General features: G+C 72.0%; 15 protein-coding genes. 8 read left to right on the top strand and 7 right to left on the bottom strand.

What is annotated here, in order from left to right; translation table 11 throughout:
- The first annotated feature begins 64 nt into the window (after positions 1-64).
- Genes I8E28_RS00435 through I8E28_RS00420 form a run of 4 tightly spaced genes read left to right on the top strand, consistent with a single transcriptional unit; the run spans position 65 to position 5,320 of the window.
- A complete protein-coding gene (locus I8E28_RS00435; RefSeq protein WP_200785890.1) occupies positions 65-685 on the top strand; it encodes a biliverdin-producing heme oxygenase in 621 nt (206 codons plus the stop codon).
- Positions 666-2,876 carry an ATP-binding protein gene (locus I8E28_RS00430; protein WP_200785889.1) on the top strand — a complete coding sequence of 737 codons (2,211 nt, stop codon included), beginning with the start codon at positions 666-668 and terminating at the stop codon, positions 2,874-2,876. Before I8E28_RS00435 ends, I8E28_RS00430 begins: the two co-directional genes overlap by 20 nt.
- A gap of 1 nt (position 2,877) precedes the next feature.
- Positions 2,878-3,339, top strand: a complete 462-nt coding sequence (locus I8E28_RS00425; RefSeq protein WP_200785888.1) for a response regulator — start codon at positions 2,878-2,880, stop codon at positions 3,337-3,339.
- Positions 3,332-5,320: a hybrid sensor histidine kinase/response regulator gene (locus I8E28_RS00420; RefSeq protein ID WP_200785887.1), complete on the top strand. Its 1,989-nt coding sequence runs from the start codon at positions 3,332-3,334 to the stop codon at positions 5,318-5,320. The genes I8E28_RS00425 and I8E28_RS00420 overlap by 8 nt, the downstream gene beginning before the upstream one ends.
- Here I8E28_RS00420 and I8E28_RS00415 read toward each other — a convergent pair.
- Complete coding sequence (locus tag I8E28_RS00415) at positions 5,304-5,579, bottom strand: hypothetical protein (RefSeq protein ID WP_200785886.1); 276 nt, start codon at positions 5,577-5,579, stop codon at positions 5,304-5,306. The genes I8E28_RS00420 and I8E28_RS00415 overlap by 17 nt on opposite strands.
- Before the next feature lie 93 nt (positions 5,580-5,672).
- Positions 5,673-6,842, bottom strand: a complete 1,170-nt coding sequence (locus I8E28_RS00410) for an esterase/lipase family protein (RefSeq protein WP_200785885.1) — start codon at positions 6,840-6,842, stop codon at positions 5,673-5,675.
- 203 nt (positions 6,843-7,045) lie between these two features.
- On the opposite strand from I8E28_RS00410, the gene I8E28_RS00405 reads away from it, so the two are divergent.
- The gene (locus I8E28_RS00405; protein WP_200785884.1) at positions 7,046-7,345 is read left to right on the top strand and encodes a hypothetical protein; all 300 of its coding nucleotides are present in this window, start codon (positions 7,046-7,048) and stop codon (positions 7,343-7,345) included.
- Between the two features lie 14 nt (positions 7,346-7,359).
- Here I8E28_RS00405 and I8E28_RS00400 read toward each other — a convergent pair whose 3' ends face one another.
- A complete protein-coding gene (locus I8E28_RS00400; RefSeq protein WP_239027281.1) occupies positions 7,360-9,165 on the bottom strand; it encodes a carboxyl transferase domain-containing protein in 1,806 nt (601 codons plus the stop codon).
- Between the two features lie 54 nt (positions 9,166-9,219).
- On the opposite strand from I8E28_RS00400, the gene I8E28_RS00395 reads away from it, so the two are divergent.
- Entirely contained in the window at positions 9,220-9,816 is a 597-nt protein-coding gene (locus tag I8E28_RS00395; RefSeq protein WP_200785882.1) for a DsbA family protein, read from the top strand.
- 6 nt (positions 9,817-9,822) lie between these two features.
- Here the strand turns inward: I8E28_RS00395 and I8E28_RS00390 are convergent, their stop codons facing one another.
- The 3 genes from I8E28_RS00390 to I8E28_RS00380 all read right to left on the bottom strand — a co-directional run bounded on the left by I8E28_RS00390 (position 9,823) and on the right by I8E28_RS00380 (position 11,106).
- On the bottom strand, positions 9,823-10,047 hold the full coding sequence (locus tag I8E28_RS00390; RefSeq protein ID WP_200785881.1) for a hypothetical protein: 225 nt from the start codon (positions 10,045-10,047) through the stop codon (positions 9,823-9,825).
- Between the two features lie 76 nt (positions 10,048-10,123).
- Positions 10,124-10,483, bottom strand: a complete 360-nt coding sequence (locus I8E28_RS00385; RefSeq protein WP_200785880.1) for a hypothetical protein — start codon at positions 10,481-10,483, stop codon at positions 10,124-10,126.
- Between the two features lie 131 nt (positions 10,484-10,614).
- A complete protein-coding gene (locus I8E28_RS00380) occupies positions 10,615-11,106 on the bottom strand; it encodes a hypothetical protein (RefSeq protein ID WP_200785879.1) in 492 nt (163 codons plus the stop codon).
- On the opposite strand from I8E28_RS00380, the gene I8E28_RS00375 reads away from it, so the two are divergent.
- On the top strand, positions 11,105-11,323 hold the full coding sequence (locus I8E28_RS00375; RefSeq protein WP_200785878.1) for a hypothetical protein: 219 nt from the start codon (positions 11,105-11,107) through the stop codon (positions 11,321-11,323). The two genes, I8E28_RS00380 and I8E28_RS00375, sit on opposite strands and share 2 nt — an antisense overlap.
- A gap of 9 nt (positions 11,324-11,332) precedes the next feature.
- Here I8E28_RS00375 and I8E28_RS00370 read toward each other — a convergent pair whose 3' ends face one another.
- Positions 11,333-13,156: an AMP-binding protein gene (locus I8E28_RS00370; protein WP_200785877.1), complete on the bottom strand. Its 1,824-nt coding sequence runs from the start codon at positions 13,154-13,156 to the stop codon at positions 11,333-11,335.
- 165 nt (positions 13,157-13,321) lie between these two features.
- Here I8E28_RS00370 and I8E28_RS00365 point away from each other — a divergent pair, with 165 nt between their 5' ends.
- The gene (locus I8E28_RS00365; RefSeq protein ID WP_200785876.1) at positions 13,322-14,404 is read left to right on the top strand and encodes a S41 family peptidase; all 1,083 of its coding nucleotides are present in this window, start codon (positions 13,322-13,324) and stop codon (positions 14,402-14,404) included.
- Positions 14,405-14,409: the final 5 nt, after the last annotated feature.

Genomic DNA, 14,409 nt, shown 5'->3' with positions numbered 1-14,409 from the left:
CGGCGCGCCCTCTGGCATGCTCGCCGCGGACCGACGGGGGCCCCGTCTTCTTGGAAGGAATGGATTGGTCGACCCCCGTACGACGATGGCGCCCCGCGGCGCCGATGACGGCATCCTGGACGTGTTTCGACGAGCGACGGCAGGCCGCCATGCGGCCATCGAGGATCTCCTGGACCTGCGGCGCCCCTTCGGCCGCGCGCACTACACCCGTGTCCTGCAAGGCTTCGCGGCATTCCTGGCCGCCTGGGAGCCGCGCATGGCCGATGCGCTGCCCGAACGCCTGCACGCATGGTTCGGCGACGGCCGCCGCCTGCACCTGCTGCACCAGGACCTGGCCGTCCTCCACATCCAGCCCGCGCCTGCGCGCGAGGACACTCCCGCGTTGCCGACGCTGCCGCACGCGCTCGGTTCCCTGTACGTGATGGAGGGTTCCGCCCTGGGCGGCCAGTTCATCGCCGCGCACGTGCGCCGGCACCTGGGCCTCGCGCCGGAGCAGGGCGCTTCCTATTTCCATGGCTGCGGCCGCGGCACGGCCGAGCGCTGGCGCGAGGCGCGCGCGCTGTTCGCGAGTGAATTGCAGGGCGACGCGGCCGGGTCCGCCGCCGCGGTGCAGTCCGCGCAGGACACCTTCGACGCCCTGACCCGCACCTTCCAGGACGTCCTGCATGAACGCGCCGCTGCCTGACCTGTCGCAGTGCGCGCAGGAGCCCATCCGCGTCCCCGGTGCGATCCAGCCCCTGGGCTGGATGTCCGTCATCGACGGCAACGGGCAGCTGGTCGCGTGGAGCGCGAACTGGCCCGACCGGGACCGCGCGGCGCTGGCGGCGGGCCTGGCGCGCGGCGCCCTCGACCGGCTGGACTCCACCGGTGAAGGCCCGGCCGCGCTGGGGCACATCGAACTGGGCGACCAGGCGCTGGACGTGCTCGCGCACCGCAGCGGCGACCTGTACGTGCTGGAGTTCGAGCCGCACGTGCGCGAGGCCGGCATCCAGGCGCCGATCTATTCGCTCGCGCGGCATTTCCTGCCGCAGATGCAACGCGCCGAGTCGCTGCAGGACATCCTGGAGCTCGCCGCGGTCGAGATGAAGCGGCTGTCCGGCTTCGGCCGCACGCTGGTCTATCGCTTCGACGACGAGGGCCACGGCGAGGTGCTGGCGGAAGCCGCCGACCGGGGCTACGAGTCGTACGCCGACCATCGCTTCCCGGCGGCGGACGTGCCCACGCAGGCGCGCGAGCTGTACCGCGTCAACCACATCCGCCTGATCGCCGATGCGACCTACGAGCCGGTGCCGCTGCTGGGCGCGCCGGGCTGGGACCCGTCGTCACTCGACCTGACCTATTCCACCTTGCGCAGCGTGTCCCCAGTGCACCTGGAGTACATGCGCAACATGGGCACGCTGGCGTCGATGTCGGTGTCGATCGTGGTGCGCAACAAGCTGTGGGGCCTGATCTCGTGCCACAACCACGAGCCGATGCGGCTGCCCTACCAGGCGCGTGCCGCCTGCGAGCACCTGGGCCGGCTGCTGTCGCTGCAGGTGGCGGCCAAGGAGGACAACGCCGAGGTCGCCACGCGGCTGGACCTGCGCCACTTGACGCTGCAGATCGTGTCGCACCTGGCCGACAGCGACGGCACGCTGCAGCGCCTGGTCGCCGAACCCGCGCTGCTGCTGCGCATGGCGCGCGCCAGCGGCGCCGCCGTGGTGCTGAACGAGCAGTGCTGGACCTGCGGCGAGACGCCGGAGCCGTCGCAGATCGCCGCGCTGGCCAAGTGGATCGCCGGCCGCAACCAGGACGTCTGGTCGACCGACCGCCTGGTGGAGGAGTACCCGGCGGCGGCTCCGTTCGTCGCGCGCGGCGCCGGGGTGCTGGCGCTGTCGATCTCGCAGGTGCACCAGCACCTGGTGCTGTGGTTCCGGCCCGAACTGGTCGAGACGATTCGCTGGGCCGGTGATCCGCGCAAGGAAGTGGACGTCGATGTCGGCGGCCGCATCCACCCGCGCCGCAGCTTCGCCAGCTGGCAGGAGCGCGTGCGGGGCCGCTCCGCGCCGTGGACCAGCTCCGAGGTGGCCGCGACGGAGGAACTGCGCCATGCGCTGATCGGCATCGTGCTGCGCCGCGCCGAGGAACTGGCGGAGGTGGCCACCGAACTCGGGCGCGTCAACAAGGAACTCGAGGCGTTCTCGTACACCGTGTCTCACGACCTGCGCGCGCCGATGCGGCACATCGCCGGCTACGTCGACCTGGTGCAGGACATGGAGGGCAAGACCCTCTCCGAGCGCTCCAACCGCTACCTGGCGCACGTGAAGGAGGCGGCGGCGTACGCCGGCCATCTGGTCGACGCGCTGCTGGATTTCTCGCGCATGGGCCGCGCGGCGCTCAAGCGCAAGCCGGTGAACTCGCTGCTGCTGGTGCAGGAGCTGGTCGCCGAGTTCACGCGGCAGGAGCCCACGCGCAACTTCGAGTGGGACATCTCGCACGACCTGCCGATGCTGTGGGCCGATCCGTTCCTGCTGCAGGTGGCACTGCGCAACCTGCTCGCCAACGCCGTGAAGTACACCCGCACGCGCGACGTCGCCCGCATCCGCGTCACGGCCGTGACGACGGCCGACGGCGATGGGCTGAAAGTTGCAGATAATGGCGTCGGGTTTCAACAAAAGTACGTATCCAAGCTCTTCGGGGTGTTCCAGCGCCTGCACCAGGCGGAGGACTTCGAAGGCACCGGGATCGGCCTGGCCAGCGTCCGCCGCATCGTCGAGCGCCACGGTGGCGTCGTCTGGGCGCAGGGCGAACCGGACCAGGGGGCCGAGTTCGGCTTCACGCTGCCACGGGCGGACGTGGGGCCGCAGCCCCGACCAAGACAAGTGAAAGACCAGTGAGATGCTCAAGCCGATCCTGCTCGTCGAGGACGACAAACGCGACCTCGAGTTGACGCTCGTCGCGCTCGAACGCAGCCAGCTCGCCAACGAGGTCATCGTCGTGCGCGACGGCGCGCAGGCGCTCGACTACCTGCTGCGCGAGGGCGACTTCCGGGGGCGCGACGAAGGCAACCCCGCCGTGGTCCTGCTGGACCTGAAGCTGCCCAAGGTGAACGGGCTGGAGGTGCTGCAAAAGGTGCGGGCCACACCGGCGCTGCGCAGCACGCCGGTCGTGATGCTCACCTCCTCGCAGGAGGAGTCGGACGTCGTGCGCAGCTATGAGCTGGGCGTCAACGCGTACGTCGTCAAGCCGGTGGAGTTCAAGCAGTTCGTCGGCGCCATCGCCGACCTGGGCGTGTTCTGGGCCGTGCTGAACGAGCCGCCGCCGGGCTCGCTGAAGGCGAGCTCGCGCCGGTATGAATGAACACCTGCCCGAGAACGGTTCCCACGAACGCGACCTGAAGGTCCTCCTGCTGGAGGACTCGCGCTTCGACGCCGAGCTGCTGCGCGAGACGCTTCTGGGGTCCTACCCGCACGCGCAGCTGCAGGTGGTGCGCGACGAACCGGGCTTCGTCGGCGCGCTGGCCTCCGGCCGCTACGACGTGATCCTGTCCGACTACGAGATCCCGGGCTTCTCCGGCGACCAGGCGCTCATCGAGGCGCGCGCGAAGAACCCGCGGGTGCCCTTCATCTTCGTGTCCGGCGTCATCGGCGAGGACAACGCCGTCGAGATGCTCAAGCGCGGCGCGACGGACTACGTGAGCAAGGGCCGCCTGGTGCGCCTGCCGCTGGTGATCGACCGCGCGCTGCGCGAGGTGTCCCAGCGCGAGGCGCGCGAGGCCGCCCAGGTGCAGCTGCGGGAAGCCAATGCGGTGTTCGCGCGGGTGGTCGATTCGCTGCGCAACTACGCGGTGGTCCTGACCGACGTGCGCGGCACCATCAGCAGCTGGAACCAGGCCGCCAGCGAGATCTTCCTGCAGCCACGCGAGCAGATGATCGGCGCCAACTTCGAGGTGCTGTTCACGCCCGAGGACCGCGAGGCGGGCGTGCCCCGGCTGGAGATGGCGCAGGCGCTGGCGCACGGCAAGGCCGACGACAACCGCTGGATGATGCGCAGCGACGGCCTGCGCCTGTGGGCCGAGGGCGTGGTCACGCCGCTGTACAACGACGCGGGCGAGCACAGCGGCTTCTCCAAGATCGTGCGCGACGCGACGGCGGACTACCGCGACGCCGAGGCGCTGCGGACCGCGAAGGAAGAGGCCGAGCGCGCCAGCCAGGCCAAGGACCGCTTCCTCGCGGTGCTGTCGCACGAGCTGCGCACGCCGCTGTCGCCGATCGCGACCGCTGCCCACCTGCTCGAGCGCACGGCCACCGTGCCGCCCAAGTACGCCAACCTGTTGCCGATGATCCAGCGCAACGTGGCGCTGGAGGCGCGGCTGATCGAGGACCTGCTGGACCTGACGGCCATCTCGGCCGGGAAGGTGCACCTCAAGCCGAAGACCGTCGACATGCACGCGCTGGTGCACGTGGTGCTCGACATGCTGGACGCGCAGCGCCGCGACAAGGGCATCGACGTGCAGTTGGAGTTGCGCGCGCCGGTGCCGCTGGTGCAGGCCGACGAGGCGCGCATGCAGCAGGTGCTGTGGAACCTGCTGCGCAACGCGATGAAATTCAGTTCCGACGGCGGCCGCGTCGAGGTGCGTACCTGGCAGGACGACGGCCAGTTCGTGCTCGAGGTCGCGGACAACGGCATCGGCATCGAGCCCGAGGCGCTGCCTCGCATCTTCAGCGCGTTCGAGCAGGCCGACCTCGAGGTGTCGCAGCGCTTCGGCGGGCTGGGCCTGGGGCTGGCGATCGCGCGCGGCCTGGTCGCCGAGCACCGCGGCGAACTCACCGTGTCGAGCGCGGGTCGCGGGCAGGGCGCGACGTTCACGCTGCGCCTTCGCAGCCAAGCGGCCGACTCGGCGGTGCAAACCGTCGGCCACGATCGCACTGCCTCCAACGATGGCGGCTGGAAGCTGCTGCTCGTCGAGGACAACCAGGACGCCGCGGAAACCGTCGTCATGTTCCTGGAAAGCTACGGCTACCAGGTCACGCACGTCGCCACGTGTGCCGATGCGATCCGCACGGCGCAGCGCGGGACCTTCGACATCGTGCTCACCGACCTCGGCCTGCCCGATGGCAGCGGCATCGACGTCGGCCGCGCGCTCAGCAAGTCGCTGCCGGTGGTGGCGTTGTCAGGCTACGGCGCGACGCCGGACCTGCAGCGTTCCGCGATGGCGGGGTTCGCCGGCCACCTGGTCAAGCCGGCCGAGCCGCAGGCGATCCACGCGGCGCTGCAGAAGGCGCTTGCATCCCGCACGGCCGCCCGGCCGGCGGTGCCTGCCGTCAGCGCGGCAGGTTGACCATCAGCAGGTTGCGCCCGCGGCGCTCGACCTCCGGGTCGGGCAGGTCCAGCATCTCGCGGACGCTCTGCAGCGGCTCGAGGCACGCGCCCAGGGCGTTCTCCAGCGCGCACAGGCCGGCCATCTCGGTGCCGGTGCTGGCGCCGCTTTCGAGGTGGGCCTTCAGGTCGCGCACGACGCGATGCAGGAAGAGCTTGGTGGTCTCGGGCACGAGCAGGTCGCCGTTCATTTGCTCCTGCGCCTTCGGTAAATAGGTCATGGCCGGCACTCCCTTGGGTGGCCCCCAGTGTGGGAGGCAGCCGGCGCGGTGCCTGTCAGCAGGCGGCGCACGCCCCTGTGCGGGCGCCGCGCCTCACACCGACAGCCAGTGCCGGACCTGCTGCAAGACGGCGCCGTTGCGCACCAACTCCAGGTGGCCGACGCCGGCGGCGATCCAACGCTGGGCTTCACCCAGTTCGAGGTCCTGCCCCGGCGGCAGGTCGCGCCCCAGCGCGCTCGCGACCGTGACGACGCCGTCGTCGCCGCGCTCCTGCAGCGACCCCGCGATGGCGTACGCACGCGCACCGGCCGGCCACGGCCGCGGCAGCACGGCGAGCGGCACGCCCTGCTCGTGCTCCATCCAGTGGCCACCGGTGAAATCCTCCATGCCTTCGCTGCGCCGGTTCGCGGCGCGTGACAGCAGCAGGCTGGCATGCGTGCCCGAGCCCGCGGCGTCCACCAGGTCGCGCCACTGCGCGTTGCGCGCGCCCGCATGCGGCGTGCCGAGGAACACCACGTGGCGCACCAGCGCCGGCCAGGCGAGGCCGCCCCGCTGCGCCTGCTGCAGCGCGCTGCGCAGCACGAGGCCGCCGAGCCCGTGGCCGACGAGGTCCAGGCCCTGCACCTTCACCGGCCAGCCCGCCACCTGCCGTTCGAGCGACGTCGACACCTCGCGCGCCACGGCCGCCACGCGCCGGCCGGCGTTGTAGCGAAGGCTGAGCGGCGTGGCACCGATCGCGGTGGCGAGTTCGTCGCCGAAGCCCGCACCGTCCTGCGACCAGGCACGCGGGTCGAGGCCGAGGTCGTGCGCGAGCACCAGCAGGCGGCCGAGCTTGGGCGTGCCCGCCCGCCAGCTCGTGTGGATGGCCAGCGGGTTGCCGGTGCGGTGCAGGTGGTCGCCGAGCACGGCGTTGAGCGCCGCGATCGCGGCATCACGCGAACGCGCGCGTTCCTTGGGCAACGGGCCGCGGTCCGGGTCCTGGGCCCACGCCTGCACCGAGGCCAGCGCGAGGTCGGCGCCGCCGCCCAGCAGGTCGGCCGAGCCGCGCAGCCCGCGGTAGACGACGCTGGCCCAGCCTTGCGTGGGCGGGCGCGGTTGCAGGCCGCGCACCGGCGGCGACACGTCGGCCAGCCGCTCGTGCACGCGCTCGATGCGGTCGAGCGAACGGCGCACTGCGTCGAAGGCCAGCTGCACGCCGCCGCGCAGGTCGCGCACGGAGCGCGGATCGGGGCGCATCGAGCGCTGGGTGTCGGGCCGCTGCATGGTCCAGCCATGCTAGGCACGGCGCGTCCTGCACCACGTAGGAAGAGGGTGACAGCGCCATGGCCGCGCCGCGCACGGCGGGAGCGGGTGCGCGCGGCCATGAGGCTCCGCCGGGCTCCTACAGCCGAGTTGCATCGTCGCCACGACCATGCAAGGCGTGGGTGCAGTCGTGTGCCCGCCTCAATCAAGGAAAGGGAGAGATCATGAACAAGACCATCGCCATCGTCGCCGCCACGGCCGCCGCCGCCCTGGGCCTGACCGCCTGCGACGTGCGGAAGACCCAGGAAGGCAAGGTCGACGCGCCCAAGTACGAAGTGACCAAGAAGCAGGACGGCGACGTCCAGCTGCCCAAGTACGACGTCACCGGCCCCGACGTGAAGGTCGAGAGCAAGGAAACGACCGTCAAGGTCCCGACCGTGAAGACCGAAGAGAAGAAGGTCGACGTCCCGACGGTCGACGTCAAGACCGGCAAGGAAAAGGCCGCCGAGCAGGGCAAGAAGTAAGCCCGCGCGGCGCCTCACCAGGCGTCGATGCGGTGCCGCGGCACGTCCGGCGACGGGCGCGCCGCGGCGAGCCCACGTGCCAGCCAGTCGCGCGTGCGTGCCGGCTCGATCACGGCGTCGATCTCCAGCGTCTCGGCCATGCGCAGCGCCTGGCCGTTCTCGTACTGGCGCGCGAGCAGCCGCTCGTACAGCGCCTCGCGCTGCGGGCCCTCGGGCTGCGCATGCAGCTCCTTGCGGTAGCCCAGCTTCACCGCGCCCTCCAGCCCCATGCCGCCGAACTCGCCGGTGGGCCATGCGACGGTGAACGCGGGCTCGTGGAAGCCGCCGGCGGCCATCGCCATCGCGCCCAGCCCATAGCCCTTGCGCAGGACGACCGCGAACAGCGGGACCTGCAGGTGCGCGGCCGCGATGAACATGCGGCTCACGTGCCGCACCTGCGCGCGGCGCTCGATGTCGGGACCGACCATGAAGCCCGGTGTGTCGACCAGGCTGACCATCGGCAGGCCGTGCGCGTTGCACAGCTGCAGGAAGCGTGCGGCCTTGTCCGCTGCATCGGCGTCGATCGCGCCGCCCAGGTGCGCCGGGTTGTTCGCCATCCAGCCGATCGCACGCCCTTCGATCCGCGCGAAGCCGGTGTGGATGCCCTGGCCGAACCCGGTGCGCAGTTCCAGCACGGTGCCCACGTCGGCGATGCCATGGATCGCGGCGCGCGTGTCGTACGCGCGCAGCCGGTTCTCGGGCACGACGCCGGGCAAGGCATCGACGTCCGGTGTCTCCCAGTCGGGGAGCGCACCCTGGAAGATCGCAAGGCATTGCCTGGCCCAGCGCACCGCGTGCGCCTCGTCGTCGGCGAGCAGGTCGATCACGCCGTTGCGATGCAGGTCCGCCGCCGGCCCGATGTCCTCCGGCGCGAAGCGGCCCAGCCCGCCGCCTTCGACCATCGCCGGTCCGCCCATGCCGATGGTCGCGTCGCGCGTGGCGATGATGAGATCGCAGCAACCGAGCAACGCCGCGTTGCCCGCGAAGCAGCGGCCGGCCGCGATGCCGATCGTCGGCACGACGCCGTTCAGGCGCGCGAATGCCGCGAACGTCGGCACGTGCAGGCCGGCAACGATCGGCATGTCGGCGTCGCCGGGCCGGCCGCCGCCGCCTTCGGCGAACAGCACGACGGGCAGGCGATGCCGCGCCGCGACGCCGAGCAGGCGGTCGGTCTTCTGGTGGTTGCGAAAGCCCTGCGTGCCCGCGAGCACCGTGGCGTCGTAGGCGAGCACCGCCGTGCGCGCGCGCTCGGGCGCGAACAGCGCGCCGTTGACGCCGCCGATGCCGGTCACCATGCCGTCGGCGGGGGTCTGCCGCCGCAGCTCGTCGACCGGCCGGCGCGAGGTCTGCGCGGCGATGGCGAACGCACCGTACTCGTCGAAGCTGCCGGGGTCGCACAGGTCGGCGACGTTCTCGCGCGCGGTGCGCAGGCCCAGCGCGTGGCGCCTGGCGACGGCGTCGGGCCGCGCGGCATCGCGCGTGAGCGCCTCGCGCTCCTGCAGGCGCTGCAGGTCGGCGCGCGACGCGTCGGTGGGCGCGGGCGCGGCGGGGGCAGCGCCCGGCGCTTCGGCGAGCGCCGGTTCCGCCGCCCACAGCACGTCGCCTTCGGCCACCGTGTCGCCGGGCGCGTGCAGCAGCTCGCGCACGCGCACCGTCGCCGGCGCGCGGATCTCGTGCTCCATCTTCATCGCTTCGAGCACCAGCACGACGTCGCCTTCGTGCACCAGCGCGCCGGGGGCGACGAGCCATTCGACGACTTGGGCATGCAGGGGAGAACGCAGGACGGTCATGCATCCATTGTGTCTTCGGCGCAGGCGAGGCCGCACAATGCCGCCGTGCGCTTCTACTTCGACTTCGTTTCGCCCTTCGGCTACTTCGCGTCCCTGCGCATCGACGACATCGCCGCGCGCCACGGGCGCGACGTCGAGTGGCGGCCGATGCTGCTGGGCGTGTCGGTGCTGAAGGTGATGGGGCTCAAGCCGCTGCTGGAGACGCCGCTCAAGGGCGACTACCTGCGGCGGCAGATCGCGCGCCACAAGCGCAGGCACGGCCTGCAGCTGGCGCGCAGCGCGGACGATCCGATGATGGATCCGCGCGCGTGCGCGAAGGCCTACTACTGGACGCTGGCGCATGCGCCGCAGCTGGCCAAGCCGCTCGCGCAGGTGCTGTACGACCGCTACTGGCGCGAGGGCGAGGACCTCGCCGATCCCGATCGCATCGTCGCCGGCCGGTTGCCCGCCGGACTGGATCCAAGCGCCTTGCGCGCGGGCATCGACGGCGACGAAGCGCGCACGCGCCTGCGTGCCGAAGTGGAGGAGTCGATGCGCCGCGGCGTGTTCGGTTCGCCCACGGTGGAGGTGGACGGCGAGCTGTTCTGGGGCGTGGATGCGCTCGCCGAGCTCGAGGACTGGCTCGCGCGCGGCGGCTGGTAGCGCGGCTCAGGCCAGCGTGCCTTCGGCTTCGCGCGAGGAGCGGCGCGCGCCGGGCCTTCCGACCAGGCGGAAGTTGCCGCGGCTGGCCAGCTGCTCGAATTCCTGCGGCGACATGCAGAACAGCGCGCTGCGCTCCGGCTGCGAGGCGAACTCGAGCCGCACCTTCAACGTGCCGTCCTCCAGCACGTCGAGCGTCTCCCAGCAGTGGCCGTTCTTGTCGATGTACCTCATGCAGGCATGCTCCTCCGCGCGGTGCCACGTGGCATGGGAAAAGCTCCCAACTCGCCGTCGGACGGCGCGGATGGGCTCAGGTCGGCAGCGTGCGTCCCGGTGGGAACGTGAGCGCCTGCTTGATGAGGGCGGTGGTCAACCGGCCCAGGAGGTCATCGAGGCAAGCGATCGAATAGGCGACTGCGCGCCGCTCCTGCACGGGCAGCGGCCGCAGTCCCTGGATGCTCGCCAGGCCCATGACCACCATCCGGTAGGTGTCGGGCAAGCGCGCCAGCACCGCCTCGTGGCCCAGGACGTGGGCCGGGAGTTCGGAGACGAGCAGGTCGATCGCGTCGTCATAGGGGACGTGGGAACTGCCGGCGAGCACAGCGGCATGCGTGACGTGCACGCGCGCGCTCAGCGAGCAGGTCAGGTCGGCGAGGGCGGCAGGCGTCATGCGGCGGTCCGGTGCTGCAAGCTACGCGCGTTCCGATCCGCGGCCATGTAGGAGGCGGCGCGGCACGCGGGTCGGGGTTCGCGCCTTGTTCCCTTGCCGAGGTTCGGGCCTACGCCGTGGTGTCCGCGCTCCTACGCCCATGGAAGGCCTGTGGGAGGTCCTCCCATCCGCCGCGACCCAGCATCCTGCAGGTTCACGAGGCACCCCGCCTCGGACCGAAAGGAACACAACATGCTGAAGATCCTCGCTCCCATCCTCGTGTCCGCCGCCGCCCTGGCAGCTTGTGGCACCAGCGCCACCGGCTCGACGTCGGGCACCGCGTCGGGCATGGGCTCCACCGGCGGCACCGCCAGCGGCTCGATCTCGACGCCTTCGGGCAGCGCCTCGGCCTCGACCCCGAGCAGCACGTCGGGCACCTCGTCGGGCATGGGGTCCTCGGGCAGCTCCACCACCTCGCCGTCGTCCTCGTCGTCGACGGCGCCCAGCGGCTCCACCAGCGGCACGAGCAGCAGCTCGGGCACGAGCGGGTCCACCGGCTCGACGACGTCGGGCGGCACCAGCACGCGCTGATGCAGGCAGGCCGGCTGCCGCTTCACCGCGGCGGCCGGCCAGGAGCCCAGCATGCCCTCGCCCCTGCAACGCCGCGCCTGGCCGCACGTTGGTGCGTGCGTGCTGGTCGCGGCCTCGCTGCTGGGTTGCGCGGACCGCGCGACCCCGACACCGCCAGGTGAAGCGAGCGGCGCGCCCAGCGCCGAAGCGCCGATCCCGGCCAATGGCATGTCGCGCCAGGACGATTGCCGCGGCCCCGCCGAGCTCTGCAAGCAGGACTCGGCCAAGTAGCCGCGCCGCTCAGCGCGTGAACTTCAGCTCGGGGTGGAGCGACATCGCCCCGAGACGCTGCTGCACCTGCTCGCGCAGGGCGGCGCCATCGGCGGCGTGGACGACGAGCGTCGCCACGAGCTTGCCGCCTCGGTCTTCCGCCTGCACTTCGACCGTCACGCCGAGATCCGCAAGCGACTCGCGCAGCCGCGTCTCGATCGCCATCACGCGCAGCGCCGGCTTGTAGACCTTGCCGATCGCCGTCACCGGCAGCGACGGCAGCACCGTCACGCGCTTGGGCACGGCCGGGCGCTCGTACACGCGCGGCGACACCTCGGCCAGGATCGCCGCCGCGTCCGCCTGCCCACCCGGCCGCAGCGTGACGAACGCCACCGGCACTTCGCCCGCGTGCGCGTCCGGCTCGCCGACCACCGCGGCCATCGCGACCGCGGGATGCGCGAGCAGCGCTTCCTCCACCAGCCCGGGATCGATGTTGTGGCTGCCGCGGATGATCACGTCCTTGGCACGGCCGGTGACGTGCACCGTGCCGTCCGCATCGACGTGCCCGAGGTCGCCGGAGACCAGCCAGCCGCCTTCGAACATGCCTGCGTTGCGTGCGGCATCGGTGTAGCCGGGGCTGACGTGCGGCCCGCGCACGACGATCACCCCCGTCTCCCCCGGCGCGCAGCTGGCGTCCAGTTGGACCTCGCCGCCGGTCCAGGGCACCGCGCGCACCTGCGTGTACGGCAGCCGCAGCCCGGTCGAACCGGGAACGCGCCGCGCCGCGAACGGCTCGATCGTCAGCAGCCCCGCGCACTCGGTCATGCCCAGGATGTTGCGCACCGGGATGCCGGTGCGCGCCTCGAATTGCGCCGCGAGCTCGTTCGGCAGCGGCGAGCCGCCCGTGTACGCGACACGCACGCGCGAGACGTCGGCATCGAGCGGCTGGTTGGCCAGCGTCGCGAGGATCGTCGGGACGCACGCGAGCGCGCTCACGCGATGGCGCTCGCAGTGCTTCCAGTAGCTGCGCACGAACGCCGCGTTGCGCATGCCCGAGAGCGTCGGCACGACCTGCGTGCCGCCGATCGCCAGCAGCGCGAGGCCGTAGACGAACGCGCCCGCGACGTGGAACAGCGGGAAGCCGTTGATCTCCACCGTGTGCTCGTCGAAGCCGTAGAACCGGTGCGCGAACCAGCTGGTGTGCGCCTCGTTGCCCTGCGTGTGCAGCGCGAGCTTGGGCGCGCCGGTCGTGCCGCCCGTGTGGTAGCAGGCGGCGACGTGGTCGGGATGCAGCACCGGCTCGAACTGCAGTTGCGCCGGCTGCTGCTGCAACGCCGTCGCGAAGCCCTGCGCACCGTCCGCGCCACCGATCGCCAGGCAGGGCAGCGGATGCAGCGCCAGCACCTGGCGCACCGTGGACCACATGTCCACTTCGTCGTTCGGACCGAGCGCCACCAGCACCTTGGCGCCGCTGGCGCGCAGCAGGGCCGCGATGTGCTCGGGCTGCAGCAGCGGGTTGATCGGGCACGCGCGCCCGGCCAGTTGCGCGCCCCACAGCGCCGCATGCGTCAGCGGGTGGTTCGGCGCGAGCAGCGCCACCGCGTCGTCCGGCCCGACGCCCAGCGAGCGGAACAGGTTCGCCGCGCGATGGATGCCGTCCAGCAGTTGCGCATACGTGGTGCGTTCCACCGGCGCCGACGGATCGCCCGAGGGCAGGAAGACGAAGGCGTCGCGCTCGCCGAAGCGCTGCGCCGCGCGCTGGATCAAGCCATAGGGCGAGCGCGCCGGGATCGCCTGCTCGTACGGCGCGCGCTCGAGCGCTTCGATGTCGGCGAGGGAGCGGATGGAGGGCATGCGGGCATTCTGCATTCCCGCACCTCCCTGTCATTCCGGCGAAAGCCGGAATCCATGCTCGTAGGAGCACTGTGCTGCTCGCGCGAGCCAGCGATCACGTCAGACGATACCTGCCGGGGCCTCATGCTCGCCCGCGACAATCACGCACCCCCCCCCGGAGTCCGCATGAAGAGATCGACCCTGCTTGCCACCCTGCTGCTTGCCGCCGCGGCCTGCGCCCACGCGCAATCGGACGCTGCTGCGGATTGCCGCCAGGACCTCGACGCGCTCGCGCCGTACATGCTCACGAACGACGCGGGCGCGCGAGACCACGTGGCGCAGAAGGGGCAGGCGGCGTTCGATGCGGCGCTGGCCGCCGCGCGCGCACAGGCGGGGCAGATCGCGAGCGACGAGGCTTGCGTGGACGTGCTGCGCACCTACCTGCGGACCTACCGCAAGTGGCACCTGAGCTTGAGGTCGCTGCTGCCCGGGGCGGCCACCCCGGCCCGCGCCGCCCCTGCGCCCCCTTCGTTCCGGATCCTCTCCGACCGCACGGCGATGCTCGTGCTGCCCTCGTTCGGCGATCCGTCCGGCGCCGCCATCGCCGCGCTGCTGAAGGAGCACGTGACGGACATCGCCGCGCGGCCCAACCTGCTGGTGGACGTGCGCGGCAACGGCGGCGGCTCGGACTGGACGTACGCGCCCGTGCTGGCGCTGGCCGACGCCAACCTGCGGCGCGATGTCGGCGCCGAGTACCTCGCCACGCCCGCCAATGCCGCGGCGCACCGCGCAGCCTGCGCGGTGTTCGCGCCGGAGTCGCAGCAGTGCCGCGACGCGACGGGCAAGGCCGCCGACGCGAGCGAACGCGCGGCACCGGGCACCTTCATCCCGCAGCCCGGCGAGCCGCCGTTCGAGATCGTCGCGCCGAAACAGGTTGCGCCGCAGCCGAGCCGCATCGCCGTGCTCACCGACGGCCGCTGCGGCAGCAGCTGCGAGGAGTTCCTGCTCGCGATGCGCCAGAGCTTCAAGGTCAAGCTGTTCGGCCAGTCCAGCGCGGGCTCGGTGGACTACTCGAACCTGCGGCCCTGGACGCTGCCTTCCGGCAAGCGGCGCCTGATGTACGCCACGTCGCGCTCGCTGCGCCTGCCCGAGTTCCCCGTCGACCTCGCCGGCATCCCGCCCGACCAGGTGCTGCCCACGCCGGCGGACGCGGCTGCGCGCGACGCCGAAGTGCGCGAGGTGCAACGGGTGCTCGAATCGGGGCGCTGAGAGCC

It is taken from the genome of Ramlibacter algicola (genome assembly GCF_016641735.1).
In the GTDB taxonomy this organism is placed as follows: Bacteria; Pseudomonadota; Gammaproteobacteria; order Burkholderiales; family Burkholderiaceae_C; genus Ramlibacter; species Ramlibacter algicola.
The sequence above is the reverse complement of the archived record's forward strand: the minus strand, read 5'-3'. Positions and strand labels throughout refer to the sequence as shown.